The sequence below is a fragment of the Anabaena sp. UHCC 0187 genome, assembly GCF_009712035.1.
Lineage (GTDB): Bacteria > Cyanobacteriota > Cyanobacteriia > Cyanobacteriales > Nostocaceae > Dolichospermum.
The window spans coordinates 1-24,106 of record NZ_VILB01000025.1; the positions used below are offsets into that span (position 1 = coordinate 1).

Sequence of the window (24,106 nt, forward strand, 5' to 3'; positions counted from 1 at the left end):
GGAAATTACCCAATCCCCAATCCCCAGTCCCCAGTCCCCAGTCCCCAATCAACGTTTCTAAATATCTAGTTTAGTCTGGTAATGGGAGAAGAGGTAACGGGTCATGGCTAAAAAGGCAGCAGTTTTTTGAATTTTTAATTCTTAATTTTTAATTGTTTTCCCTCAGTTGTGTCAAAACATTAAAACCCATTGATTTTTTAAACTAGAACTTATATAATGACGACGGATTTTGTAGTCAAAACTACAATCTATAGCTTGAAACAGGAGGACAATAGGTTGGCACGGAGACGCAAGCGGAAGAGTCGTCGTAGGCAGGAAGGACGGCGCATACTTGAACATATTCCTCAGTACAGCATTGAAAGTGGCGAAGATAAACCTGTGACAGCAGCAAGAAAGTTTATTCAAGCTGAAGGTATTTTGCCCCCCGCGCTGCTATTAGTAAAACGTAATGAACATACAACAGACCGTTATTTCTGGGCGGAAAAAGGTCTGTTTGGCGCTCAATACGTAGAAGAGAATCATTTCTTGTTCCCTAGTCTCAGGATTTTAGAATCACCAACAGCACAAGAACCTGTTGCTGTTGCAATGGCTAGTAACTAAACAACAAATGACCATCATATCTTGTAAGTGTGACTTCTGACTCTGTGAATAATTAACTGGTAATTTTGACCGGTTTATTCAAAAATTCCATTTTTCTTAATTTTGTGGTGGAATTTGCCAGTAGGGTTTAAACGAATTCTCTCAAGTCATGGCATAATTAATTCTTCATCAACCAGCAAAAGGTTAGATGAATCAGTTTATTATCAGCTTATACAACAAGAGAATAGCGACAGAGCCAAAGTCATCCAAAAAATGAAGCATGAACTATTTATGCTCTCATTAATTTGGACTACTATCAAGCTCTGTCCACCAATTTAAATTTTTCCTCATGACATCCCAGGCATCAGGAAGATTAACAGCACAAGCAGAATTTTTCCTTCCTCCCTACTGCTGATTTACTCAAAAATTTGGTCAGAAGTCTACATGAATGTAGAGAGTGCTGGTTTTTATCCCCAAAAATCAATCAAGTGTCAAGCGTCTTTAGCTGTAATGCCCTTTGTAACTCAGCAAGTTCATCTCTATGGGCAGTCACAGTAATTATACTTGAGAAGTCTTGTCCACTCAGGATATTTTCCATCTTGAGTGACACCTTTTCAAGTCTTCCAGATTTTTTCCAGTACAATAGACCACTTAAAGGCGAAAATAGGATTATTACCAGAAAAAATTGCCCAAAATCGGGAAAAAGCATTGATAAAACCAACGCTAGACAACCTAAACCCACAGCAGCTAATACCGTTAAAAATACAGCTAAAAACCAGCTAGGGCTGACAAATCCTTCAAAAGTGACTTGATTTTTGGTCGAATCTACTGCTAATACTCGATAAGCACGAGCGCGAAAATACTCCTTTAATGAAGTCATTAGTGTATTTTCATCCTGTTCTGAACCTAGCCGCATCATTTCTATGCGGTCTTTAGTTGAAGCTCGAATAAAGAAAAATAAACCAACTGATAACAGCAAAGTTAACAGGAAAGTAGATTGAGAAACAGTAGAATCCATAATTAATTTTTAAGTCTGAAATTTTCACTCTTACTTAAACCATTATCAATTATTCTGGAAACAGGTAACAGCTAACAGACAACAAACGGAAGTTGTTTTTAACTTTTAATTTTTAATTTTTATATGTCGCAAAACTCCGAAACACCATCATCTAACCTCCGGGCTATCGCCCAACAATTTCGCCTAGCAGGTTGGATTAGTTTATGGATTCAGTTGGTATTAGGGGTAATATCTGGGATAATTGTCTTATTATTTGGCATTTTTAGTCAAAAAGCCAACAGCCCCAATAATAATCCAGGCACAGGCTTTGGCGTATTTTTAGCAATTTGTGGCATAGTTCTGTTGGGCGTTGGTATTTACTTGGCTTATCGCTACACCAGAATTGGTAAGAAACTAGAATCCCCTACTCCTAGTAATCGCCCCCGCAAGGCGGAAACCGTGCAAGTATTACGTTTGGGACTATGGATAAATTTAGGCGGCATATTAGTCACCCTGTTGGGAGCGCAGGCGATAGTTGGTACACTAGTCGCTAGGTCAATATCTCCTCAAGCCGCAACTACTCAATTGTTTGACCCGACTCGGATTATTAGCGGTTTAGATATGCTTATAGTCCAGGCAAATACAAATACTGTGTCAGCGCACTTTGCAGGTTTATTAGCATCTTTGTGGTTAATAAATCGGATTAATAAACCATAATTGACAGTGGTTGTAGTATCTTAATCCCTGAAAACAGGTAATTCTAAAATAAATCCTAGTAAAACATTTTCTCCCGATAAACTTGTCGGTAATGATACTATTTCTACAGATTGATTTTGACGGTAAATTTCTACTTGTTGATTTTGAGGATCAATTAACCAACCTAAACGTAAACCACTATTAAGATATTCCTGCATTTTCTCCTGTAATTGACTCAAAGAATCAGTTCGAGAACGCAATTCTATGACAAAATCAGGACAAATTTTCGCAAATTTCTCTTTTTCTTGAATGTCTAAATATTCCCAACGTTCATTAGCAATCCAAGCCACATCAGGAGAACGTTTACCACCATTAGGTAGAGTAAAAACAGTGGAAGAACTAAATACTTTTCCAAGTTTAGTTTGACGATTCCAAATTACAACATCTGCATTAAATTCTGACTCTCTATTACCACTAATTGCACCAACTGGAGGCATAATTATCAATTCTCCCTTAGCTGTTTGTTCAAGTTTCCAATCTTCATTGATTTGACATAGTTGATAAAATTGATCATCACTTAACTCTACATTTTTGATATTTAAAATAACTGATTGAGTTGTCATCATTCCTGAAAACTCCTTAACGCTTAGGTAATGGAGAAGAGTATCTGAACTAATTATCAACTATATTTTGTGGATTTGCTACTGATTATAATTAAACGCAGATAAACACAGATAAGAAACGTGGCATTAGTGGTATATAGGTTTTAGCATTGTTAAGCCCCTACGATTAATCATCTCAATCAAGTATAATTGACAAAACTTAACGAAATTCACCAATGCTAGATATTAAACAAATTAGAGAAAATCCCCAATTAGTACAAGAAAAGTTGAATACTCGTAGTGGTAAATACGAGATTCAGCCTATCTTAGATTTAAGTCAACAACAACGGGAATTGGAAGTAAAACGCAACGAACTCCAAGCCCGCAGTAATGAAATTGGTAAACTGGTGGGACAAAAGGTACAATCTGGTGTTAATCCTCAAGATGCAGAAATTCTGGCTTTAAAGGAAGAAGGAAACAGCCTGAAAATCACATTAAGCTCATTAGAACCCCAGGAAAAAGAATTAAAAGCCCAAATTCATCAATTACTGTTAGCACTTCCGAATTTACCCAGTGATTCTACCCCCATTGGTAAAAGTGAAGATGATAACCAAGAAGTGAAAACATGGGGAGATGAATATAAACCCGAAAATCCAAATATTTTACCCCATTGGGAAATTGGGGAAAAGTTGGGTATTCTCAATTTTGAAAAAGCGGTAAAAATTGCCCAAACTCGGTTTGTAAGTTTGATAGGTGCGGGTGCAGGTTTAGAACGAGCATTAATTCAATTTATGCTTTCTAAACATATTGAAAATGGCTATATAGAAGTTAGTCCACCGTTGTTAGTAAATACTGATTCTTTAACGGGAACTGGACAATTACCCAAGTTTGCAGAGGACAGTTTTAAATGTGCAGAGGATGATTTATGGTTAATTCCTACTGCGGAAGTTCCTCTGACTAATCTTTATCGAGAGGATATTATCAACGCGGAAGATTTACCAATTTATCATACTGCATATACGCCATGTTTTCGGCGAGAAGCAGGAAGTTATGGACGGGATATGCGGGGTTTAATTCGGTTGCATCAATTCAATAAAGTGGAGTTGGTGAAGTTAGTAAAACCGGAAAGTTCTTTTGATGAATTGGAGACGTTGCTAGTCAGTGCAGAGAGTATTTTACAGGCTTTAAAATTGCCTTATCGGGTGATTAATTTATGTACTGCTGATTTAGGTTTTGGGGCAACAAAAACCTATGATTTAGAGGTATGGTTGCCTTCTGCTGGGAAGTATCGAGAGATTTCTAGTTGTTCTAATTGTGTTGATTTTCAAGCGAGAAGGGCGGATATTAGATTTAAGGAATCTGGTAAGAAAGGGACGCAGTTTGTGCATACTTTAAATGGTTCTGGTTTGGCTGTGGGTAGGACTATGGCGGCGATTTTGGAGAATTATCAGCAATCAGATGGGACGATTAAAGTACCGGAGGTTTTGCAGGTTTATTTGGGTAGGGAGGTTTTGTAACTTAAATAAGTTAGGAATAACAAGCATAATAAACCTAATAGGTTTGGTATAGCTCATTGCTTATGTAAAGCCTGTACGGTTATCCCTACCTAGAAATTAGTATAAGTATACTGAGGCAATAGGTAAAATTTGAGATAACACAAGATTTAGCCTAAGCTTAGAAAATTTTAGGCTAATTTCTGCATTTCATCTCAAAAACTGGCAGTCAACATATGGTTAACTCTCCCTCAGATTCTGCTTCTGATTCAAAAATATTTAAAGTCCTATCAATAGATGGAGGAGGGATTAAAGGGCTATATTCAGCCAGAATCCTAGAACATTTTGAGGATAGATTTAATTGTAACATCGCTGATTATTTTGACTTGATTTGTGGCACGTCAACAGGAGGGTTGATTGCACTGGGTTTATCCCTAAATATACCTGTAAGTCTGATTAGCAACTTATACTACAGGCGTGGCAAACAAATTTTTCCGCAGCAAAATAGTTTTCTAAGTTTGCTCAAACAGGTTTTTCTGAGAAGCAAGTATGATAACAACGAATTGAGGAGAGCATTGCAGGAAATGTTTGGAGACCGAACACTTGCAGACTCTCGCTCTTTATTGTGTATCCCTGCATTTTCTTTAACTGATGGTAGACCATTCATTTTTAAGTATGACCATAATGAAGGAAATTTACGTAGGGATAGCAAAACAAAGTATGTTGACATAGCTCTTGCCACAAGTGCAGCACCTGCTTACCTACCTATAGTTACTATTGATAGTTACGATCAAAAACAGTTTATTGATGGAGGAGTTTATGCCAATAATCCAACTTTAGTTGGTGTCGTGGAGGCTCTCCGGTACTTTGTTGGCAATGGTAAAAGATTTCAGAAACTAATGGTGATGTCTATTGGTTCTCTAGAACCGAATCCTGGAAGACGGTTTGTTTCTAAATATCATCGTTCAGTTCTTGACTGGAATAAGGATCTTATCACTACATTTTTTGAGGGTCAGGCTTACGTTACAAGTTATTTTGTGGACAGTTTAGCAAATTACTGCGATTCTCCATTTGATTATGTTCGTATCCCTGGTGCGCCTTTATCTCCAGATCAAGCAAAAATTATTAACCTTGATAATACTTCCAAAGAAGCATTGCAGTTGATGTCACAGATGGGGACAGATCAGGCATTATTTTGGGGTAGGAAACCAGAAATTGCTGAATTTTTTAAAGAGCGTAAACAATATCTTATTAGGTAGTTACATGGCAAACTGTCATAAATTTTTTTTGGAGTTCAACAATTTAATTGCTTTGAAATCTAAGCGAAAAAAAACATTACGTACATCCCGTGACGCTGTTCGTGAGAGGATTAGGCGGTACTTTCGATATAAACAGAATGGCTTTCACCCAAGGTTTCATGGGCAGGGTTCATTCATGATGAATACTATTATTGAACCACTTGATGGAGAGTTTGATATTGATGATGGTATCTATTTCAAAGTAGAAGCAGAACCCAGTCAGTCCGTTAGCACATTTCACCGATGGATTAACGAAGCAATTGATGGTCATACGAAACAAGATTCTATTGATAAGCAAACCTGTGTAAGACTTGTCTATGCTGAAGACTATCACCTTGACCTACCTATTTACTACATCATTGAAGGTCAAACTCCATATCTAGCTCATGGGAGTAAAGGATGGATTAAAAGCGATCCTAGAGAATTCATCAAATGGTTTAATGATCAATCTGACGATAAGGGTCAATTGAAGCGAATTGTGCGTTATCTAAAAGCTTGGAGTGATTACAGAAAATCCAGAGGAAGTAAATTACCAAGTGGATTGATTTTCTCAATTTTAGCGGCTAATAATATTGTTTTTCATGAACGAGATGATGTAGCCCTTTATGAAACTCTAAAAAACATAAAGAGTAGTTTAGAGGGAAATTTTGTTTGCTATCGTCCGACAACTCCAGCTTATGAAAATTTACTAGAGGAGTATAGCAAAACTAACAAGGATTACTTTTTAGGGCAGCTTGCTAGTTTCACTCAATCTGCGGAAAAATCCTTGCATAAGGATACAAGCCAAGCTGATGCTTGTAAAGCTTGGCAGCGTCACTTTGGCAATGTTCGATTTCCCTTTGAGTCTGAAGAATTTATCGAGAATTATTTTCAGATCGATATTAGATATAATTTGAAAATAGATTGCCTAGTTTTACAAAAAGGTTTTAGACCTCATTCATTAACTGAAATGATTGTAAGTAGATTACCCTTGATTCGAGGTAAAAGCCTAAAATTTCATATTGTTAACTGTAATGTACCAAAGCCATTTCAAGTCAAATGGAAGGTTCGTAATGTTGGAGAAGAAGCAATAAAAAGAAATCAAATTCGAGGACAAATTCTGAATGATGGTGGAAATCATGAAAAAATTGAATCAAGCGATTTTCACGGAGCGCATTTTGTGGAATGTTATATTATTAAAAATAATATTTGTGTAGCACGGGATAGAATTAATGTGCCGATTAAACTTTCAAGGTAGGGTGTCTGCCGAAATATAGATACCGTTGGTGAAATACGAAAATGCCTACCTAAACAAAACGGTTAGTGCGATCGCTCATTTTTTAGGGTGTGTTAATGAAATGTAATGCACCGTTTTTTATTAATATTTAGCTGTCTGAATCAGGATACCCAGGATTAAAGGATTAACAGGATAATATTTGATATTGATATTCTGGGATATTTGAATTAGAGAAATTTCTGAAAATGTAGATGAATATTAAAAAACATCCTGTACATCCTCAAATCCTGGACATCCTGATTCAGACAAAATACAATTTCTGAAAATGTAGATGAATATTAAAAAAATATCCTGTACATCCTCAAATCCTGTGCATCCTGATTCAGACAAAATACAATTTCTGAAAATGTAGATGAATATTAAAAAACATCCTATACATCCTCAAATCCTGGACATCCTGATTCTGACAAATTTGGTATAATTAACATGATCATTAACTAATTGAGTAAACTATGAAAACACTAGACATAAAAGTAACTATAACAAATGATGGCAAATTATTAGTCAATTCTCCTGTAGATATACCGATGGGAGAATATAATGCTGTTCTTGTATTAGAAGATAGCCCAATTACTCATCATGTTCAAACTTCTGTGAAAAATGCTCAGGCTATTTTTAGAAAATATATTCCTGCTAGTAGAAAACTGTCTGAAGAATTAATTCAGGAACGAAAAGAGGAAAGTTTAAATGAGTGAAGTTGTTGTAGATGCTTCTGCTATTTTAGCTTTACTCAATCAAGAAACAGGTAGCGAAGAAGTTTTAAAGTTTATTGGTAAAGCTGCCATTAGTACAGTGAATTTATCTGAAGTTATAGCAAAATTAGCAGACGAAGGAATCCCGGAAGAAGATATTAGACAGATTCTTTCTAATCTCAATCTTGAAGTTATTGATTTTAATGAAGAACAAGCATTAAAAGCGGGAATGTTGCGGCCAATTACTAAATCAATCGGGCTTTCATTTGGTGATAGGGCTTGTTTAGCATTAGGTATTATTCTTAATCAGCCTGTTCTCACAACTGATCGGTTGTGGGGTAGTATTAATATGGGGGTTGAAGTTAGAGTAGTGCGTTAGGTGTTAATAAGGTGTGATGCACCGATTTATATTAATATTTAACTGTCTGAATCAGGATATCCAGGATTAAAGGATTAACAGGATTGTATTTGAGTTTGATATTCTGGAATATTTGAATTAGCGCAATTTCATAAAATGTAGATGAATATTAAAAAACATCCTGTACATCTTCAAATCCTGGACATCCTGATATGGCTTGCGCCACGCTACGCTATCAGACAAAATGCAATTTCATAAAATATAGATGAATATTAAAAAACATCCTGTACATCCTGATTCTGACATTCTTTCAAATTTCATGCTATTATTTATTATAATGTAATCTCAAAATAAAGATTATGATTTCAATTAATCAAGCAAAACAACAATTACAGGATTTAATTGATTCAGTCAATCAGTCTCATCAACCTATTGTCATTGCAGGAGACAATAGCAACGCAGTCTTATTATCTGAAGCAGACTGGAAATCTATCCAAGAAACACTATATTTACTTTCTATTCCAGGAATGAGGGAATCAATTAAAGAAGGATTAGCAACACCAATAGAAGAATGTGATGAGGAATTAGAGTGGTAAATTGGAATTTAGTTTATACTAAACAAGCTCAGAAAGATGCTAAAAAATTGGCTGCGACTAATTTAAAATATAAAGCACAAAGCTTACTTGATATTATTCAAATCAATCCGTTTCAAAATCCCCCACCTTATGAGAAATTAGTAGGAGATTTAGAAGGTGCATATTCACGACGGATTAATATTCAACATCGTTTAGTATATGAAGTGATTGAATCGGAAAATACGGTGAAAATTTTACGAATGTGGACTCATTATGAATAGTATATTTAACTGTCAGAATCAGGATAACCAGGATTAAAGGATTAACAGGATTGTATTTGATGTTGACATTCTGGAATATTTGAATTAGTCCAATTTTTGAGGCTGTAGATCAATATTAAAAAAACATCCTGTACATCCTCAAATCCTGTGCATCCTGATTCTGACAAATAATTGCTAAAGTTAAAGTTAAATTTCTATATTTACTACTTTTTCTAAACGATTAGATTCAGCTTTTGCTGCTGTGAGGAGAACATCCCAATCATCAGGAGGATGATCATTTTCCAGCATTTTTTTGAACACACGGTAAGCATCTGTTTTACTTCCATAAACTCGTTTAGAGTTTTCATCATTAACCCAAACGAAAACAATAATTTTACTTTCTTGGTGATAACGAAAAAACAGCCGATACTGTTGAAAAAATTTAGCTCTAAACCAGTGTTTATAATCATTACCCAAGGTGATTCCTTGACGATATTCTTCCCGTGTGGGATCTTCAGGAATAACTGCAAATGCAAGTTTGGCTATGGCTGCTAAACGTTTGGTAGCATTTTTTCGATGATAATTTTGAGGATCTTTTTGACGTAAGATTTCAACTTGTGTGAAAAGTTCTTCAAATTGTTCCAAGAAAAGTGAATGAGCAAAAATATTCCACCCATTGATTACTGGAGGCTGACTTTTAGACAAAATTACTCATCCTCATCAGACAGTGGTTCATCAAGATTGAACTCAACATCACCAACCAAAGACTGAACACGGTTAATCAAATCAGAGTTAATTGCTTGAATATGCTGCGGATTCTTTTTGATATCTTCAGCCAGAAAACTGAGAAACTTTTCTAATACAGGATCATTTTCTGTTTGCTCAATGCGAGATATAACCACTTCACCATTTGGCTGAATAATGTAACGGATTTTATCGCGTTTATTTAAGCCTAATGCTTTTCTGATATTATCAGGAACGGTTGTCTGATAGCGGTCAGTGAGAGTAGATTCTGCTTGAAAAGTGAATTTTGCAGCCATAAGCGTTGTTAATTTTATAAGAAGATTCTATCACAAAAGTAATGCAATTGCATTACCGTGTCCAGAGTAGTCCACCTGAAAGAAAACCAACACCGCAAATGGGGTCTGTCTGCCCATTCCCAAACTACAATAAAGATATATATCCGAATATTTTGATTAATTTGCTCTATGTCAGTTTTAGCAGCGATCGCAGTTTTGGCTATTTTGATCTTAGTACATGAGTCGGGACATTTCATAGCCGCCCGTTCTCAAGGTATTTACGCTAACCGTTTCTCCTTGGGTTTTGGTCCGATTCTTTTAAAGTACCAAGGATCAGAAACAGAATACACTATCCGTGCTTTCCCCTTGGGTGGCTTTGTCGGCTTTCCCGATGATGATCCAGATAGCGAAATTCCCCCCAATGACCCGAATTTGCTGCGTAATCGCCCAGTTTTAGACCGTGCTATTGTCATTAGTGCGGGTGTAATTGCAAATTTAATCTTTGCGTATTTGATGTTAGCTTTACAATTGGGTATCGTTGGTATCCCCCAAGAATTTCAGTATCAACCCGGTGTCCTTGTCAAACCTGTCAATGAACAATCCGTTGCTTACCAAGCAGGAATTCGAGAAGGAGATATTATTCTGGCTGTAAATGGCCAAGAAATTCCTCTAGGTAAAGACGCAACTACATTATTGACAAAGGAAATTCAAACCCATCCTAATCAAGAAATTGACTTAAAAATTCAACACGAAACCCAACAAACTAACCTGAAACTAACTCCTAAGCAGGGTGCTGATGGTAAAGGTCTAGTGGGAATTGAATTAGGCCCCAATGGTAAAGCAATTTATCGCCGTCCCCAAGATATTTTGGAGATTCTCAAAGTTGCGGCTAATCGTTTTCAACAGTTAGTTGTGGGGACATTCCAAGGTTTTGGGCAGTTAATTACTAATTTTGGGCAAACGGTAGGACAAGTTTCTGGCCCTGTAAAAATTGTCCAAATTGGCGCACAATTAGCCGCTAGTGATAGCACAAATTTATTTTCTTTTGCGGCAATTATTAGTATTAACTTGGCAATTATTAATATTTTGCCACTTCCCGCTTTAGATGGTGGACAATTAGCATTTTTACTCATTGAAGGATTATTTGGTAAGCCTTTACCTAACAAAATTCAAGAAAGTGTGATGCAAACTGGTTTGGTGTTACTTTTAGGATTAGGTATTTTCCTAATTGTCAAAGAAACAACCCAATTAGAATTTATCCAACAATTATTTCAGAAATTGTAAATCCAGTTTTATCAATGGTAATTGTAGGGGTTTAGCAGGGTTTAGCAGTGCTAAACCCCTACACCAAATAATAATCTTAAATTTAAAATCTCTGACGTGACTCGTAAATCATTAACTAAAAAACAACGGGCTTTAGAAATTCTTGCCCGTATTCAGGATCTTTATCCAGATGCAACTTGCTCTTTAGATTATGCAACTCCTGTACAATTGTTAGTAGCAACTATTCTTTCCGCTCAATGTACAGATGAAAGAGTGAATAAAGTTACACCAGGATTATTTGGGCGATTTCCTGATGCAGAAAGTTTAGCAAATGCAGATTTAACAGAGTTAGAAGAATTGGTACGTTCGACGGGTTTTTATCGCAATAAAGCCAAGAATATTCAAGGTTCTTGTCGAAAGATTGTCAGTGATTTTAATGCTGTTGTTCCTAATCAAATGGAACAACTTTTAAAGCTGCCAGGAGTAGCACGGAAAACTGCAAATGTAGTTTTAGCCCATGCTTATGGTATCAATGCTGGGGTGACAGTAGATACTCATGTTAAGCGGTTAAGTCAGCGTTTGGGGTTGACGAAAAATACCGAACCTGTGGGAATTGAAAAAGATTTAATGAAGTTATTACCCCAACCAGATTGGGAGAATTGGTCAATTAGATTAATTTATCATGGTCGGGCTGTGTGTAAAGCCCGTTCTCCTGGTTGTGATTTTTGTGAATTGGCTGATTTGTGTGATATGAATTTATCTCAGGCAAAGTCGCAGAGTCCCAGAGTGTGATATTTGAGAGTATTGAGTCGTGGAAATTTATATTCTATTTTCCCTACAATTGTGATGAAGGGTGTAGAATGGGGAATGCTGTCTTTCATTAGATTAGGGAATTCATGGCGAAGAAGAGTATGATTGAGCGCGAGAAGAAACGCGCCAAGATGGTAGCTAAGTATGCTGACAAGCGGGAAGCACTACTAGAAGAATTCAGAACAGCAGGATCTCCCTTGCTGAAGCTAGAAATCCACCGCAAAATTCAACAATTACCCCGTGACAGTGCGCCTACTCGTAAGCACAACCGTTGCTGGTTAACAGGTCGTCCTAGAGGCTTTTACCGTGATTTCGGACTATCTCGGAACGTCCTCCGGGAATGGGCCCACGAAGGTCTTTTACCTGGTGTTGTTAAGTCTAGCTGGTAGTTAGTAGTCAGTTGTCAATGGTCAGTTGTTAATGGTCATTTGTCATTTGCTGTGAACCAATGACTAATGACCAAGATACGGCAGATTGCAGGTAAATGAAGTCAAAAATTTAAGCCAAAAATCAAGTATCAAGATGGTTTTACTCCTGACTCCTGACTCCTGACTCCTGACTCCTGCTTTATTATTGCCCACAGCAATGATCAATTCCCAAGCTGTCTAAGAGTAGATCGCTAACGGCGTTGGCGATCGCAAACTCTCCAAAAAAGCTTTTAGAAAAATCAAATGACTGCATCTCTGTGACAATGGCAATTACCAGAGAACCTAAGTCATTTTCTCCTTCCATACGTTGTCTCACAAAAATCTGTGATGCCCGCTGGGCTATGTTTTGATTAATTGCTTCAGGAATAAACTCTTCATCAAGCCATAGTAGTAAGTTTTGTTGCAACCATTCCCCTTCTTGCAGGGGATTTTCCGAAGGAGGTAGGGTAATGGGTGGAATTGCTTGAGTCATGTTTGTATATCTTAAATAGATTTTGCTTACCAAGGTAATCTCAGAAGAACGCAAGAAAATGCACAGTAGCAGCCTATTGCTTTCACCTGGGGGATTTTTTTGATGATTTACTAAACTATGGAATATGATGTTGCCGCTATTATTCGGGGTTATGCTCAAGGTTATTTTCTCATGGCTGATGAGAGTAATAACCTGGGATGGTATGGAAGTGAGGAACGGACTTTAATCCCTTTGGATGAACGCTTTCGCTATCCTAAGTCATTACAGCGCGTTCTTAACCAAGAACGGTTCACAGTAGCTGTGAATCGGGACTTTTTGGGTGTGGTGGCTGGATGTGCTAACCGTGACACAACTTGGATTTCTCCAGAATTAGAAAAGATTTATTGGTTACTTTACCAAACTGGTTATGCTTATAGCTTTGAAACTTGGCAAGGTGACAAACTCGCAGGGGGAATTTTAGGCATTGTCATTGGTGGTGCTTTTATTGGTGAATCTATGTTTTTCGACATTTCTGAAGGTTCTAAAGTGGCAATGGTGAAATTGGTAGAAAGATTGCGGCAAAGGAAATTTGGACTATTTGACGCACAAATGATGAATCCTCATTTAGCCAGATTTGGGGCTTATCATGTTAGTGGTCAAGAATATGAAATTTTACTAAAACAAGCATTATCAACTTCTTGCACCTTGATTTAATTGGTAATTGGTAATTGGTAAAACCTAGACACAAATAGACTTTCCACGCTGTTCCCTGTTCCCTGTCACCTATCATTTAGCAACCCTGCGAACAGCGAACAAACTACCCATTAATCCGACGCTTGCACCGAAACCTAACAGAATTAGGGGTAAGAGTAAAGTTTGGGAAGTAGTGAGTTGTAAACCGTGACGGAGAAATTGGATAAAATCGGGTTGGTTAATTAGTAAGCGGTTAAGAAATTGTTGAGTTAGAGAAATAAAACTCCAAGCCAGCGCCCCACCTAATAATCCAAAGGAAATTCCCTGTAAGATAAATGGTAGATAAATCCAAGTGGCAGTTGCTCCCACTAATTGCATAATTTCTATTTCTTGACGACGGGCCATGACAATTAAACGGATAGTGGTTGTGGTGACAGCGATCGCCGTTAAAGTTAAAATAATTGTAATTGTTAAAGTAATCCAGTTTAAACCTCGATGCAACTGTGCCACCCGTTTCACAGCTTCATCAACATATTGCACCACATTTACCCCCGGTAATTTCGCTAACTGTGTCGCTAAATTTTGGACAACTTGGGGATTGACTGCTTTTACCTTCATTTCATCAACTAGAGGATTACCTCCTAGCTGTTGAGTAGCACCATCAATATCAGTTAAACCAAATTCCTTAACTAACTTTGTCCAAGCTTTTTCTTTAGTAATCATTTCTACCGCTGCCACTTCGGGCATTTTTGTCATCAGTGGTTCGAGATTAAAAGCTTGCACACCTGGTTCTAAATAAACTGATAATTCTAACTGACTCCCAAATTGGTTCAATAGAGTTTCTACTTGCCAAGATACTTGCAGACTTAACCCAAATAGGAACAGTAACACAGTCACCGTACTAATAGCAGCCCAATTCATCCATCCTCCCCGTTTTAAGCCCAGAAAGGTTTCTTTGAGTAGGTAATCAAGTTTCGTAAAATATTTAAACATCGCAAATAATTGATAATTGACAATTGATAATTAATAAAAATTCTTACCTGTTTCCTGTTCCCTATTCCCTGTTCCCTCCCCACTAACGATAGAATTGAATTAGATTATTCACCATTAAGCCATCAAGAACCATGCCCTCTGATATTGCTGTCGAGAAGAAAAAGTTAAAAAATCCACCTTTGCAAATGCACTACTTGGGCGATCGCGTTTTGCGTCAAGCTGCAAAGCGTGTGACTAAAATAGATGATGAACTTCGCCAAATAGTGCGCGAAATGCTGCAAACTATGTATAGCTCAGATGGCATTGGTTTGGCTGCACCTCAAGTTGGTATTAATAAACAACTGATCGTCATTGATTGCGAACCAGATAACCCAGATCATCCGCCATTAGTATTAATTAACCCCACCATTAAACAGGTTAGCAGTAAGCTCTCTGTGGCTCAGGAAGGGTGTTTGAGTATTCCCAACGTCTATCTAGATGTAAAACGTCCAGAAGTGGTAACAGTCGCCTACAAAGACGAGTATGGCCGTCCCCAAACATTAAAAGCTGATGATTTACTTGGTCGCTGTATTCTCCACGAAATGGATCACCTCAATGGCGTGGTATTTGTAGATCGTGTAGAAAATTCCTTGACTTTAGCCGAGGAGTTATCTAAAAATGGCTTCTCGTACCAAGCAGTCAAACCAGTAGCATAGGGTGGTCTAGTAGTGTATTTAACTCCAAAAAGCGGTTTATTTTTAGGTGGTGCTTGTGTTGCAGCAATAGCGGCTGTTGGTTCAGTTTTTGAACTCAGTTATGGAGAACCAGATTTTGGTTTCCAAGCCACTGCCATTATCCTAGCTTTGAGCATTCCTCTCACCGCATTCTTTTTTATTGCCGCAGTGAAGGATGCACGAGCTAATATGAAATAAGCATCAGGTATATGAAAAAGGTAAGAGGATGAATGAGGAATGCACACTTCACCCTTTTACCTTTTATTTTTTACTAAGTAATGGGACACCATCAAGAAAAATTACAGCAAATTGCTTGATTAGGTTAAAAATCGGAAAAAAACCACTCAACTACGCTATAATAAATGCTCTCTATACTTCAATAATAACTAATTATGAAAAAAATAGAAATAGAACTAGATCAAGAAACTTATGACAAAATCCAACAATTAACTCAGACTAATCATTGTCAAATTTCAGACTTAATTAAAGCCATGATTGAGCAATTGACTCAACCAGAGATTCTCAACGATTCATTTATTGGCAAATGGTCAGATGATGCAGAATTAGTTGATGAACTGATTGAAGATATGTTAAAACATCGAACCTAAAAAATGCTAAATTAACAGTGAAAAATAAAACTTTAATTGATACAGATATTTTATCGGAAATTCGGAAAGGTAAAAATCCCCAAGTTATAGCTAAAGCTATTGCTTATAAAACTATTTTTAAAAATTATACAATATCTGTAATTACAGTCTCAGAAGTTATCAAAGGATGGAGAAAATTAAACCGCAATGATCGGATTCAGGAATTTTTAATAGATTTACCACAAATGGAAATCTTATCTTTAGAACAAAAAGGTGCTGAATTATCTGGATTAATTTATGCCGATTTAGAAAAAACTGGACAAACTATAGGATTAGCAGATGTATTAATTGCTGCAATTGCTATAGAAAATAATTTAATTTTAGTAACAGGAAATACTAAACACTATCAAAAGATTCAATTATTAGGTTATCCTTTACAATTAGATAATTGGAGATACTGATTTTGGGATGATTTAAATTCTGCCATATAAAATTATGCTACCAAGTTCTACCCAAATACTTCGTCTGTCCCAAGGACATCTCAATTTACTCGCAGCTTGTCCGCGCAAATTCCAGCATAGCTATTTAGAACAACTGAATACTCCTTTAGATCCTAAACATGAAGAATATCAAATTTTAGGTAGTCGGTTTCACTTGCTCATGCAGCAGCGAGAAATGGGTTTACCAATTAATAAATTACTACAAGCAGATCCTCAATTGCAAAATTGGATGACTGATTTTAGCAAAATTGCCCCAGAAATATTTACAACTAATATTGATGATCAAACCTTTCGAGAAAGTGAACATTATCGAACTTTGCAAATTGGAGATTATCTCCTCACAGTTATTTATGATTTATTAATTACTGATCAAAATCAAGCCCAAATTCTCGACTGGAAAACCTATCCCCAACCACCAAAATCAGAAACATTAGCTCAAAATTGGCAAACAAGACTGTATATGTATGTCATGGCACAAACTAGCAACTATTTATTAGAAAATATTTCCATGACTTACTGGTTTGTACAATCAAAAGAGCAAACTAAAAAAATCAAATTTTTATATAATGAAAAAGACCATCACAAAACAGCACAGGAATTAAATCAACTATTAAGCAATCTCACAAAATGGATAAAAGATTATGAATATAATATATCCTTACCGCAAATTAAGGAATCTCAGAAAATATGTGAATCTTGTCAATATGCAGTGAGGTGTCAACGTCAAAGCATCAAACAGGTGAATATAGATATTAATCAACAGTTTCCTAGTTTGGAAAATATTGCAGAAGTATCACTTTAAAATATATTCCTGGCCTCACGCAAAGGCGCAAAGACGCAAAGGAAGAAAGAAATACAAAAGTTAGAATGTGGTTTAAAATGGAATGGATTTTAACGGGAACGGAACAACCCCCTGATTGGTTTATCGAATTAGTAAAAAAATACGCACCAGCAGCAGGTGGTAATTTTGCGGCTCAATTATTTTGGCAAAGGGGAATTCAAGATCAGGAAAAATTAGCAGCTTTTATTAATTATCAAAGTTATCAACCTGCGAGTTCCTTTGAATTTGGACAGGAAATAAATTTGGCTGTACAACGGTTAATAACTGCGGGAAAAACGGGAGAAAAAGTTGCTATTTGGGGAGATTTTGATGCAGATGGAATTACTTCAACTGCGGTATTATGGGATGGTTTGGGTGAATTTTTTCAGCAACATCGCCAATTAAGTTATTATATTCCCAATCGCTTAACAGAATCCCATGGTTTAAATAAACCAGGAATTGATATTTTAGCTGGACAAGGTTGTAAATTAATTGTTACTTGTGATACGGGTAGTACAAATATTTCAGAAATCATTTATGCCCAAAGTTTAGGGATAGATGTGATTGTAACTGACCATCATACATTACCATTAGAACGTCCTCCCGTAGTCGCAATTATTAATCCTCGTTATTTAGCCAAGGAACATCCTTTATATCATCTTTCTGGTGTAGCGGTTGCTTATAAATTGGTGGAAGCATTATATCTAAGTTTACCAGATATTCCCACACATCCATTAACTGATTTATTAGATTTAGTGGCCGTGGGATTAATTGCTGATTTGGTGCAATTAAGTGGTGATTGTCGGTATTTAGCACAATTGGGAATTCAACAATTACACACAGATTTTAAAAAACTACCAACAGCAAGAAGAAGGCCTGGGGTGGGTAAGTTATTAGAATTATGCCAGAGAAGTGGCGATCGCCCGACAGATATTTCCTTTGGTTTGGGACCGCGAATTAACGCCGTGAGTCGCATTCATGGTGACGCTAGTTTTTGTGTAGAATTATTGACGAGTAGAGATATGCAGCGTTGTCAACAACTTGCAGAAGAAACAGAATTAGCTAATTCCCGTCGTAAGTCTTTACAAAAAGATGTTCAAGCTCAAGTTACTAAAAAACTCAATCAATTAGACTTATCAACTACTAGCGTCATTGTTTTAGAAGATCCTCAATGGGCGGTTGGTGTTTTGGGTCTGGTTGCCGGACAAATTGCCCAAGAAACAGGGCGACCGACAATTTTGTTAAGTACAGAAATAAAGGAAAATGGGACAGGTTCTAGCCCATCTCTAGCGCGAGGTTCAGCCCGTTCTATAAATTCTGTTGATTTATATCAATTAGTTCAAGAACAAGCCCATTTATTACATCGTTTTGGTGGACATCCTTTTGCAGCGGGTTTGAGTTTGTTAGTAGAAAATATCCCGTTATTTACAGCCGCAATTAACCAAAAATTACGCCAATCTTTAGGAGGAATTAATCTCACTCCCACGGTACAAGCTGACTTGGTGGTGACGGTTGCAGATTTGGGCAAAGATTTATTTTTGGAACTCAAACTTTTAGAACCCTGTGGTATGGGAAATCCTATTCCCAAGTTACTAATTAAAAATTGTTGGTTTGAGAATTCTTGGCATCGAAATGGGCAAGATTTGAAAGGTAAAAAAATCCAATATATTAAAACTGATTTTGATATTCGAGATGATTCTACTAATAATCCTTTTCCGGGGATTTGGTGGGGGCATTATAAAGAAGAATTGCCCATTGGTAGATGTGATTGTATTGCTGAAATTGATTTTAACAGCTTTAAAAAACGCTATGAAATTAGATTAGTTGCAGTTCGTTCCAATTCTGAATCTGAACTAAAAACTCAGAATTCTGCGATAATTTTAGATTGGCGAAATCAGGAAGATTTAGCAGAAATAAAATCAGAAAAATCATTATTAATCATGAAAAATTGTCCGACTAATTGGGAGGATTTACGTTTATGGTTGAAGAAATCGCTATCTGATAAAAAACAATTAGTTATTGCTTGGAAAAATCCCCAAAACTGCACTATCAGTGACATTTGGCTAACTTTAGTAGGCATTGCTAAATACCTTAGTCGGACAAATCAACTAGTTACCCGTGGACAGCTTTTAGAAAAATTGGGTATTAGTGATCAAAGTCTATATTTAGGATTTCAAGCTTTAAGATATTTAGGGTTTATTATCCAACGTCAAGATAATCATTTACAAATTATCTGGGATTCTACATATTATCAAAAACCCGCTGATCATGTCATTAGCCAATTTTTAGCTGCTGTCAGAGAAGAACAATTTCAACGGGATTATTTTTTTCATGTTCCTTTATCTATGATTGTTGCTATGATTTCGTAATATCCTAGATCCCCGACTTCTTGGATAAGTCGGGGATCTATATAATACTAACTCTCTTTCTCTTCTTGGAAAAACTTTTTATCAATGGTTTTAGTATCTTCTTGATTAGCTGAAGTTGCTGTCATTTGATAATCAACTAAGTTATCTACAAAAGGAACAGTTAGCTTAAATGTACCATCAGGATTGAGATTGACTTTTTGCCCATCAATTGTGATAGTTGCACCTTGTTCTGTTGCACCGTGAATAACTAATTCTGTATCAACGACAAACCAGAAATCAGCACTGGGACGACTGAAAATGCGAACTGTACCAGAACGTGCTAAACACAACCACCGATTATCATTATTCAGATAACCAATTTCTGTCATGTAGTCACATTCACCTCTGGGAATAGGCACATAACGATCATAGATTGCGGTTTCACATTCGTATTGTTGTACTAACTGAGGATGCTGATAGCTGAGATCAAGATTAGTAACATCATAGAGACGCACTGCTAAGGTAGTAAATCCTTGATTCTGTAATGTTTGTTGATGATTTGCGGAAATATACCAAGATACGTAAGCCCATTTGGGAGTGCGGGGTGTGAAAATAATTCTGGTATTTCCATCTCCGTTGATTTGATTAATATTAGTCCAAGCTTCTATCTCTGCATCTAACTCCATTGCTATGTCTTCATCTGTAATTTTGGGATTCAATGGAGTAGGAGATATCTCTTCTTCTATATCAAGTGTTTGGAGTTGAATTTCATTGGTTATGGCTTTTAAAGCCTCTCCTAATTCTGATGGTAAGTCAGATAATAAATCTTGATCTTCTGGTGTTTGCTTAACTGCTACAGGGGATGTATCAAGTAATTCTGATTGGATGTTATCTTCGTTAACTGGTACAGGAGATGTATCGAGTAATTCTGATATGGTGTTATCTTCGTTAACTGGTACAGGGGATGTATCAAGTAATTCTGATTGGGTGTTATCTTCGTTAACTGGTTTAGATGTTATACCGAGTAATTCCGATAAGGATGTAATCTTTTGATTAAATACTGGTGCTGATGGTTCAGGTGGTTCTAGTAGGGAATTGGTCAGTTCGTCTGTGGGTATGTCTGCATCAATTGGGTTGTAATGAGTATTCAGGATTTGTGGATAGTGACTATTGACAACAATTACAGGGGCTTCTGTATCCCAAATTACTTCACCATAGTCTAAATCAAGTTCATTAATTTGCTTTGTCTGATTGATGAGGGAATTTGTCTGCGGTATATCTGTGAAAGATGCGTTATTGATTAGTGTTACTTCCTCAGACTTTTCTTCTTTAATTTTTGGTAAGTTGTAGTCGTTGATTAGTGTTACTTCCTCGGAGTTATCTTCCTCATCGTAATTTACACTGTTGAAGCCATTTCCATTTCCATTTCCATTTCCATTTCCATTCCCATTCCCATTTCCATTTCCATTTCCATTTCCATTTCCATTATGATGATTAGTTGTAATTGGGGCAATTTCTTCTGAATCTAATAGAGTAGGAGTTGCTGCTGAAATAGAATCGCTTTCTTGATTAAGTAATCGCTTTTTTCTTCTCAACCACAACGGTAAAAAGATACTTAATCCCGCAATCATAGATAAAGGCAATAGCAAGAAAAATCTGAGATTTTTAGTAATCATTGAGGGATTACTAAAGGGATTTACTAACAGTGATTCACCTCCAGTATCTACAGGTTGGGGTGTAACTAGGGTTTCTATAATAGGTGCTAAAGATGGACTTTGAGTAGCTGTAGGAGTGGTTGTCGGAGTAGTTGTAGGAGTAGCGGTAGGAGTGGTTGTAAGAGTTGATGCAGTAATAGTTTGCAATGCACTGGCCGCAATAGCAAGTGCTTCTCCTTCTCTAGCAGCTTCTATAGATTCCTGTCCTGGTTTAGCTAAAATAAAGCCGAGAAAATCCCTGATTTTGGGACTAGGATTTTCTTTATAAACGTAAACAAAAGGCTGGGAAAAGGGATATTTAGAATTATCTGGTAAGTAATTCTGTACTTTTAAAACTCGCACATCTTGCAGCTTGGAAACCTGATTTGCTAAAACATAACTAATGCCATCATTACCTAATTCTTTAATGATGTCGGGAGTGTTATCTTCTACCATTTGCACAGCATTAGTCCCTGTTAATAATTGATCAGACTTAAATGCTGAATATTCATTAAAGGAAGTGCGAGTATCACTAATAGAGGGACGATCTATAAATCTAATTTTACCTTTTGCATTTCCCACTTCTGACCAGTCTGTAATTTCCCCTCGGAAAATTTTCGCAAATTGTTCAGTAGTCAGGCTGTCTTTGAAGGGATTATTGACACCAACAATAATGGCGATTTTTTCTCGACGCACCAACACCTGTTTTAACCCTTGTGCTTTTTCTTCTGGGGTGAGTCTGCGACCAAGGGATGCTAGATCAACTTTACCATCTAAAACCGCTTTCAGGGCATCTTCGTTACCATTCACGCCAATTTCTACCTGAGTTCCTGAAAACTGCTTTTCAAAGTTTTCTTTAAGACTTTGGTTGACAATGACAAAGTTAAGAGAACCATCAACTTTAATTACAGTCCCATTTTCCACTGTTTGCGGTAGAGGAAAAGCAGGAGTATTATTCTTAGGTTCTGCCTGGACAGGCACAGAAATAAATAAATTTGCTACCATCGAACTGGTAGCCATCGCCATTAATAAGGCCAGATTGATAATTACACTATCTTTTTTTTGTTGTTGCCACATATATCCCTGATTAAGCTAAAATAAACGGACTACTCGCAGATACTCAAAATAGTTTTTTGATTGAGGAGACGGCCTAATTATACAGCCTTAGTTATTTTTATCTGTGATAACACAAGTGATTAAAATAAAAAAGTAGGAGTCGGGAGTCGGAAGCACAAAGAAGGAATCAGGAGGTGTCAACTGAAGCTAGAACTGGCTTATCTGTTGGCTTCCACCCCAACCACTAAATAAATTTCTAGTCTTGTCGCTAAATTGCGTTTTAACGCACTCTGATTAATTAAAAACCAAAATTCATGCTCTCAATAGAAGAAATCAAGGAAAAATAGTTACAAAAGGAAAAATATATGAAAAAAGGATTTGCACCAGAGACAAATGTTGATAAATTTCTGAGGTTCTATGCCGAGGGAAAAAGAGATTTCCAAAAAATCAACTTAAGAAAAGCCTATCTTGCAGAAGCAGATTTGGAGGGAGCAAACCTGGAAGAAGCAAACCTCCAAGGGGCAGAGTTGTTTGGTATAAATTTACGAGGGGTGAACTTGAGAGGCGCAAACTTAAGAAACGCTGATCTATCAGAAGCATTTTTGGAGGGAGCAAACCTGGAAGAAGCAAACCTCCAAGGGGCAGAGTTGATAGGGACAGGATTAAGTATGGCAAACCTGCAAGGCGTAAATCTGAGACAAGCTAGACTATTAGGGGTATGGGACTTGAGTATGGCAAATCTGAGAGGGGCAAACCTACAGAATGCGGATTTGGACAGGGTAAACTTGGAGAAGACTGACCTGCAAGGAGTTAACCTGAAGCAAGCAAATCTCAAAATAGCGCGTTTATTTGATGCCGATTTGAGTGGTGCAGAACTTCAAGATACACTTTTACAAAGTGCTTTTTATAATGAAAAAACTCGCTTTCCTGAAGGTTTTGATCCAGTTAAAGCAGGAATGTACTTAATTGCTCCTAAAGTTAAACTCTCTCAGGCTTACCTTGTGGAAGCATTGCTATTTGAAGTAGATATGAGTGAAGTAGATTTATCAGAAGCACAATTAACAGAAGCAACATTAGAAAAAGCCAGCCTACAAGGGGCAAATCTCAAGGGCGCATCCCTATATAGTGCAGAGTTAAAAGGTACAAACTTAACTAATGCAGACCTCACAGGAGCAGACTTAGGTTTTACAGACCTAAGAAATACAATAATTGTAGATGCGAAATTTCAAAACTCCTACTATAACCGATTTACTAAATTTCCTCTAGATTTTGACCCTGTAAGTGCTGGAATGGTTTGGGTTGATGTTGATAAATAATGTAGATTAAACCTTTCATGAGATATAAATAGCTTTCTAACTCGATTTATATCTGTTTGTGTTTTTACCTTTCATCTATTATTTCTATTTCTTGAGATTTCAGCCAAGATTTAAAACGAGATGCTATCTGTAGGTATTCAAAATTGTCCCAATCATTCCCTACAATTGCTTTAACTCGTTTAAATCCTCCTTTACTTTTTTGATAAAAAGCCTCTGTTACCTGTGAACGCAATTTCACATCTTGAATACTGTCTATAAATTTTTTTAGATCACGAATACTATCGCAGAAATTGGGTATTTTAAGATAGGGTTCATTAGACATTAACTCTTGTGGATCTAAGTCACTCGTTTCATCATCATCATCATTAGATATTAAGATGACTTCCCCTGTTTGTATATCAAGATATAGTTCACCTAATTCACCATTTCTTAATCCGTCTATTATCCAATCAATATCTGGGTTGAGTTCGAGCTTTTTCATGATGACTTATCTAATTAGTAGCTACTATTAATTACCTACCTCTGTAGTAGATTCTGAGGATTATATCAAAAAGGATGATAATTTTACCCTAGCTCGTAATAATTATTA

Annotated in this window: 28 protein-coding genes; 20 read left to right on the forward strand and 8 right to left on the reverse strand. The window is 36.7% G+C overall.

What is annotated here, in order from left to right:
• Positions 1-276 precede the first annotated feature (276 nt).
• Complete coding sequence (locus FJR11_RS20585; RefSeq protein WP_168507173.1) at positions 277-600, forward strand: DUF3155 domain-containing protein; 324 nt, start codon at positions 277-279, stop codon at positions 598-600.
• A 463-nt stretch (positions 601-1,063) separates the two neighbouring features.
• Here the strand turns inward: FJR11_RS20585 and FJR11_RS20590 are convergent, their stop codons facing one another.
• Positions 1,064-1,597 (reverse strand): cofactor assembly of complex C subunit B, encoded by a 534-nt coding sequence (locus FJR11_RS20590; RefSeq protein WP_168507105.1) that lies wholly within the window; start codon positions 1,595-1,597, stop codon positions 1,064-1,066.
• 123 nt (positions 1,598-1,720) lie between these two features.
• Between FJR11_RS20590 and FJR11_RS20595 the strand changes: the two genes are divergently transcribed.
• Positions 1,721-2,293: a DUF3611 family protein gene (locus FJR11_RS20595; RefSeq protein ID WP_168507107.1), complete on the forward strand. Its 573-nt coding sequence runs from the start codon at positions 1,721-1,723 to the stop codon at positions 2,291-2,293.
• 20 nt (positions 2,294-2,313) lie between these two features.
• Here FJR11_RS20595 and FJR11_RS20600 read toward each other — a convergent pair whose 3' ends face one another.
• Positions 2,314-2,895, reverse strand: coding sequence for a Uma2 family endonuclease (locus FJR11_RS20600; RefSeq protein ID WP_371417601.1), 582 nt, complete (start codon positions 2,893-2,895; stop codon positions 2,314-2,316).
• 215 nt (positions 2,896-3,110) lie between these two features.
• On the opposite strand from FJR11_RS20600, the gene serS reads away from it, so the two are divergent.
• The 7 genes from serS (at position 3,111) to FJR11_RS20635 (ending at position 8,847) form a co-directional block, all read left to right on the forward strand.
• Positions 3,111-4,391, forward strand: a complete 1,281-nt coding sequence (serS, locus tag FJR11_RS20605) for a serine--tRNA ligase (RefSeq protein ID WP_168507111.1) — start codon at positions 3,111-3,113, stop codon at positions 4,389-4,391.
• A gap of 212 nt (positions 4,392-4,603) precedes the next feature.
• Positions 4,604-5,626, forward strand: a complete 1,023-nt coding sequence (locus tag FJR11_RS20610; RefSeq protein ID WP_168507113.1) for a CBASS cGAMP-activated phospholipase — start codon at positions 4,604-4,606, stop codon at positions 5,624-5,626.
• Between the two features lie 4 nt (positions 5,627-5,630).
• Positions 5,631-6,902 carry a cyclic GMP-AMP synthase DncV-like nucleotidyltransferase gene (locus FJR11_RS20615; RefSeq protein WP_168507115.1) on the forward strand — a complete coding sequence of 424 codons (1,272 nt, stop codon included), beginning with the start codon at positions 5,631-5,633 and terminating at the stop codon, positions 6,900-6,902.
• Positions 6,903-7,393: 491 nt separating this feature from the next.
• Positions 7,394-7,636, forward strand: a complete 243-nt coding sequence (locus tag FJR11_RS20620) for a hypothetical protein (protein ID WP_168507117.1) — start codon at positions 7,394-7,396, stop codon at positions 7,634-7,636.
• Positions 7,629-8,012 (forward strand): PIN domain-containing protein, encoded by a 384-nt coding sequence (locus FJR11_RS20625; RefSeq protein ID WP_168507119.1) that lies wholly within the window; start codon positions 7,629-7,631, stop codon positions 8,010-8,012. Before FJR11_RS20620 ends, FJR11_RS20625 begins: the two co-directional genes overlap by 8 nt.
• A 338-nt stretch (positions 8,013-8,350) precedes the next feature.
• On the forward strand, positions 8,351-8,587 hold the full coding sequence (locus FJR11_RS20630; protein WP_168507121.1) for a type II toxin-antitoxin system Phd/YefM family antitoxin: 237 nt from the start codon (positions 8,351-8,353) through the stop codon (positions 8,585-8,587).
• Positions 8,581-8,847, forward strand: a complete 267-nt coding sequence (locus tag FJR11_RS20635) for a Txe/YoeB family addiction module toxin (protein ID WP_168507123.1) — start codon at positions 8,581-8,583, stop codon at positions 8,845-8,847. Before FJR11_RS20630 ends, FJR11_RS20635 begins: the two co-directional genes overlap by 7 nt.
• 186 nt (positions 8,848-9,033) lie before the next feature.
• Here the strand turns inward: FJR11_RS20635 and FJR11_RS20640 are convergent, their stop codons facing one another.
• A complete protein-coding gene (locus FJR11_RS20640) occupies positions 9,034-9,531 on the reverse strand; it encodes a type II toxin-antitoxin system YhaV family toxin (RefSeq protein WP_168507125.1) in 498 nt (165 codons plus the stop codon).
• Between the two features lie 2 nt (positions 9,532-9,533).
• Positions 9,534-9,866: a type II toxin-antitoxin system PrlF family antitoxin gene (locus FJR11_RS20645; RefSeq protein WP_168507126.1), complete on the reverse strand. Its 333-nt coding sequence runs from the start codon at positions 9,864-9,866 to the stop codon at positions 9,534-9,536.
• Positions 9,867-10,034: 168 nt separating this feature from the next.
• On the opposite strand from FJR11_RS20645, the gene rseP reads away from it, so the two are divergent.
• The 3 genes from rseP (at position 10,035) to rpsN (ending at position 12,307) form a co-directional block, all read left to right on the forward strand.
• Entirely contained in the window at positions 10,035-11,129 is a 1,095-nt protein-coding gene (gene rseP, locus FJR11_RS20650; RefSeq protein WP_168507128.1) for an RIP metalloprotease RseP, read from the forward strand.
• 96 nt (positions 11,130-11,225) lie between these two features.
• Positions 11,226-11,900: an endonuclease III gene (gene nth, locus FJR11_RS20655; RefSeq protein ID WP_371417600.1), complete on the forward strand. Its 675-nt coding sequence runs from the start codon at positions 11,226-11,228 to the stop codon at positions 11,898-11,900.
• A 104-nt stretch (positions 11,901-12,004) separates the two neighbouring features.
• On the forward strand, positions 12,005-12,307 hold the full coding sequence (rpsN, locus tag FJR11_RS20660) for a 30S ribosomal protein S14 (protein ID WP_168507130.1): 303 nt from the start codon (positions 12,005-12,007) through the stop codon (positions 12,305-12,307).
• Positions 12,308-12,488: 181 nt separating this feature from the next.
• On the opposite strand, the gene FJR11_RS20665 is transcribed toward rpsN, so the two are convergent.
• On the reverse strand, positions 12,489-12,818 hold the full coding sequence (locus FJR11_RS20665) for a hypothetical protein (protein ID WP_168507132.1): 330 nt from the start codon (positions 12,816-12,818) through the stop codon (positions 12,489-12,491).
• A gap of 117 nt (positions 12,819-12,935) precedes the next feature.
• Between FJR11_RS20665 and aat the strand changes: the two genes are divergently transcribed.
• Positions 12,936-13,511 carry a leucyl/phenylalanyl-tRNA--protein transferase gene (gene aat / locus FJR11_RS20670; protein ID WP_168507134.1) on the forward strand — a complete coding sequence of 192 codons (576 nt, stop codon included), beginning with the start codon at positions 12,936-12,938 and terminating at the stop codon, positions 13,509-13,511.
• Between the two features lie 72 nt (positions 13,512-13,583).
• Here the strand turns inward: aat and FJR11_RS20675 are convergent, their stop codons facing one another.
• On the reverse strand, positions 13,584-14,483 hold the full coding sequence (locus tag FJR11_RS20675; RefSeq protein WP_168507136.1) for an ABC transporter permease: 900 nt from the start codon (positions 14,481-14,483) through the stop codon (positions 13,584-13,586).
• A 131-nt stretch (positions 14,484-14,614) separates the two neighbouring features.
• On the opposite strand from FJR11_RS20675, the gene def reads away from it, so the two are divergent.
• From def to recJ, 6 genes are all read left to right on the forward strand, one after another.
• Positions 14,615-15,178, forward strand: coding sequence for a peptide deformylase (gene def / locus FJR11_RS20680; protein WP_168507138.1), 564 nt, complete (start codon positions 14,615-14,617; stop codon positions 15,176-15,178).
• 12 nt (positions 15,179-15,190) lie between these two features.
• Positions 15,191-15,394 (forward strand): hypothetical protein, encoded by a 204-nt coding sequence (locus tag FJR11_RS20685; protein WP_168507140.1) that lies wholly within the window; start codon positions 15,191-15,193, stop codon positions 15,392-15,394.
• A gap of 194 nt (positions 15,395-15,588) precedes the next feature.
• Positions 15,589-15,804 carry a hypothetical protein gene (locus FJR11_RS20690; protein ID WP_168507142.1) on the forward strand — a complete coding sequence of 72 codons (216 nt, stop codon included), beginning with the start codon at positions 15,589-15,591 and terminating at the stop codon, positions 15,802-15,804.
• A gap of 17 nt (positions 15,805-15,821) precedes the next feature.
• Positions 15,822-16,244, forward strand: coding sequence for a PIN domain-containing protein (locus FJR11_RS20695; RefSeq protein WP_015080161.1), 423 nt, complete (start codon positions 15,822-15,824; stop codon positions 16,242-16,244).
• A 34-nt stretch (positions 16,245-16,278) separates the two neighbouring features.
• Positions 16,279-17,085 (forward strand): PD-(D/E)XK nuclease family protein, encoded by an 807-nt coding sequence (locus FJR11_RS20700; RefSeq protein ID WP_168507144.1) that lies wholly within the window; start codon positions 16,279-16,281, stop codon positions 17,083-17,085.
• Positions 17,086-17,162: 77 nt separating this feature from the next.
• The gene (gene recJ, locus FJR11_RS20705) at positions 17,163-19,472 is read left to right on the forward strand and encodes a single-stranded-DNA-specific exonuclease RecJ (protein ID WP_168507146.1); all 2,310 of its coding nucleotides are present in this window, start codon (positions 17,163-17,165) and stop codon (positions 19,470-19,472) included.
• A 47-nt stretch (positions 19,473-19,519) separates the two neighbouring features.
• On the opposite strand, the gene FJR11_RS20710 is transcribed toward recJ, so the two are convergent.
• A complete protein-coding gene (locus FJR11_RS20710; RefSeq protein WP_168507148.1) occupies positions 19,520-22,222 on the reverse strand; it encodes a substrate-binding domain-containing protein in 2,703 nt (900 codons plus the stop codon).
• A 344-nt stretch (positions 22,223-22,566) separates the two neighbouring features.
• Between FJR11_RS20710 and FJR11_RS20715 the strand changes: the two genes are divergently transcribed.
• Positions 22,567-23,517 carry a pentapeptide repeat-containing protein gene (locus tag FJR11_RS20715; protein ID WP_168507150.1) on the forward strand — a complete coding sequence of 317 codons (951 nt, stop codon included), beginning with the start codon at positions 22,567-22,569 and terminating at the stop codon, positions 23,515-23,517.
• 64 nt (positions 23,518-23,581) lie between these two features.
• Here the strand turns inward: FJR11_RS20715 and FJR11_RS20720 are convergent, their stop codons facing one another.
• On the reverse strand, positions 23,582-23,998 hold the full coding sequence (locus tag FJR11_RS20720) for a UPF0158 family protein (RefSeq protein ID WP_168507152.1): 417 nt from the start codon (positions 23,996-23,998) through the stop codon (positions 23,582-23,584).
• Positions 23,999-24,106 lie beyond the last annotated feature (108 nt).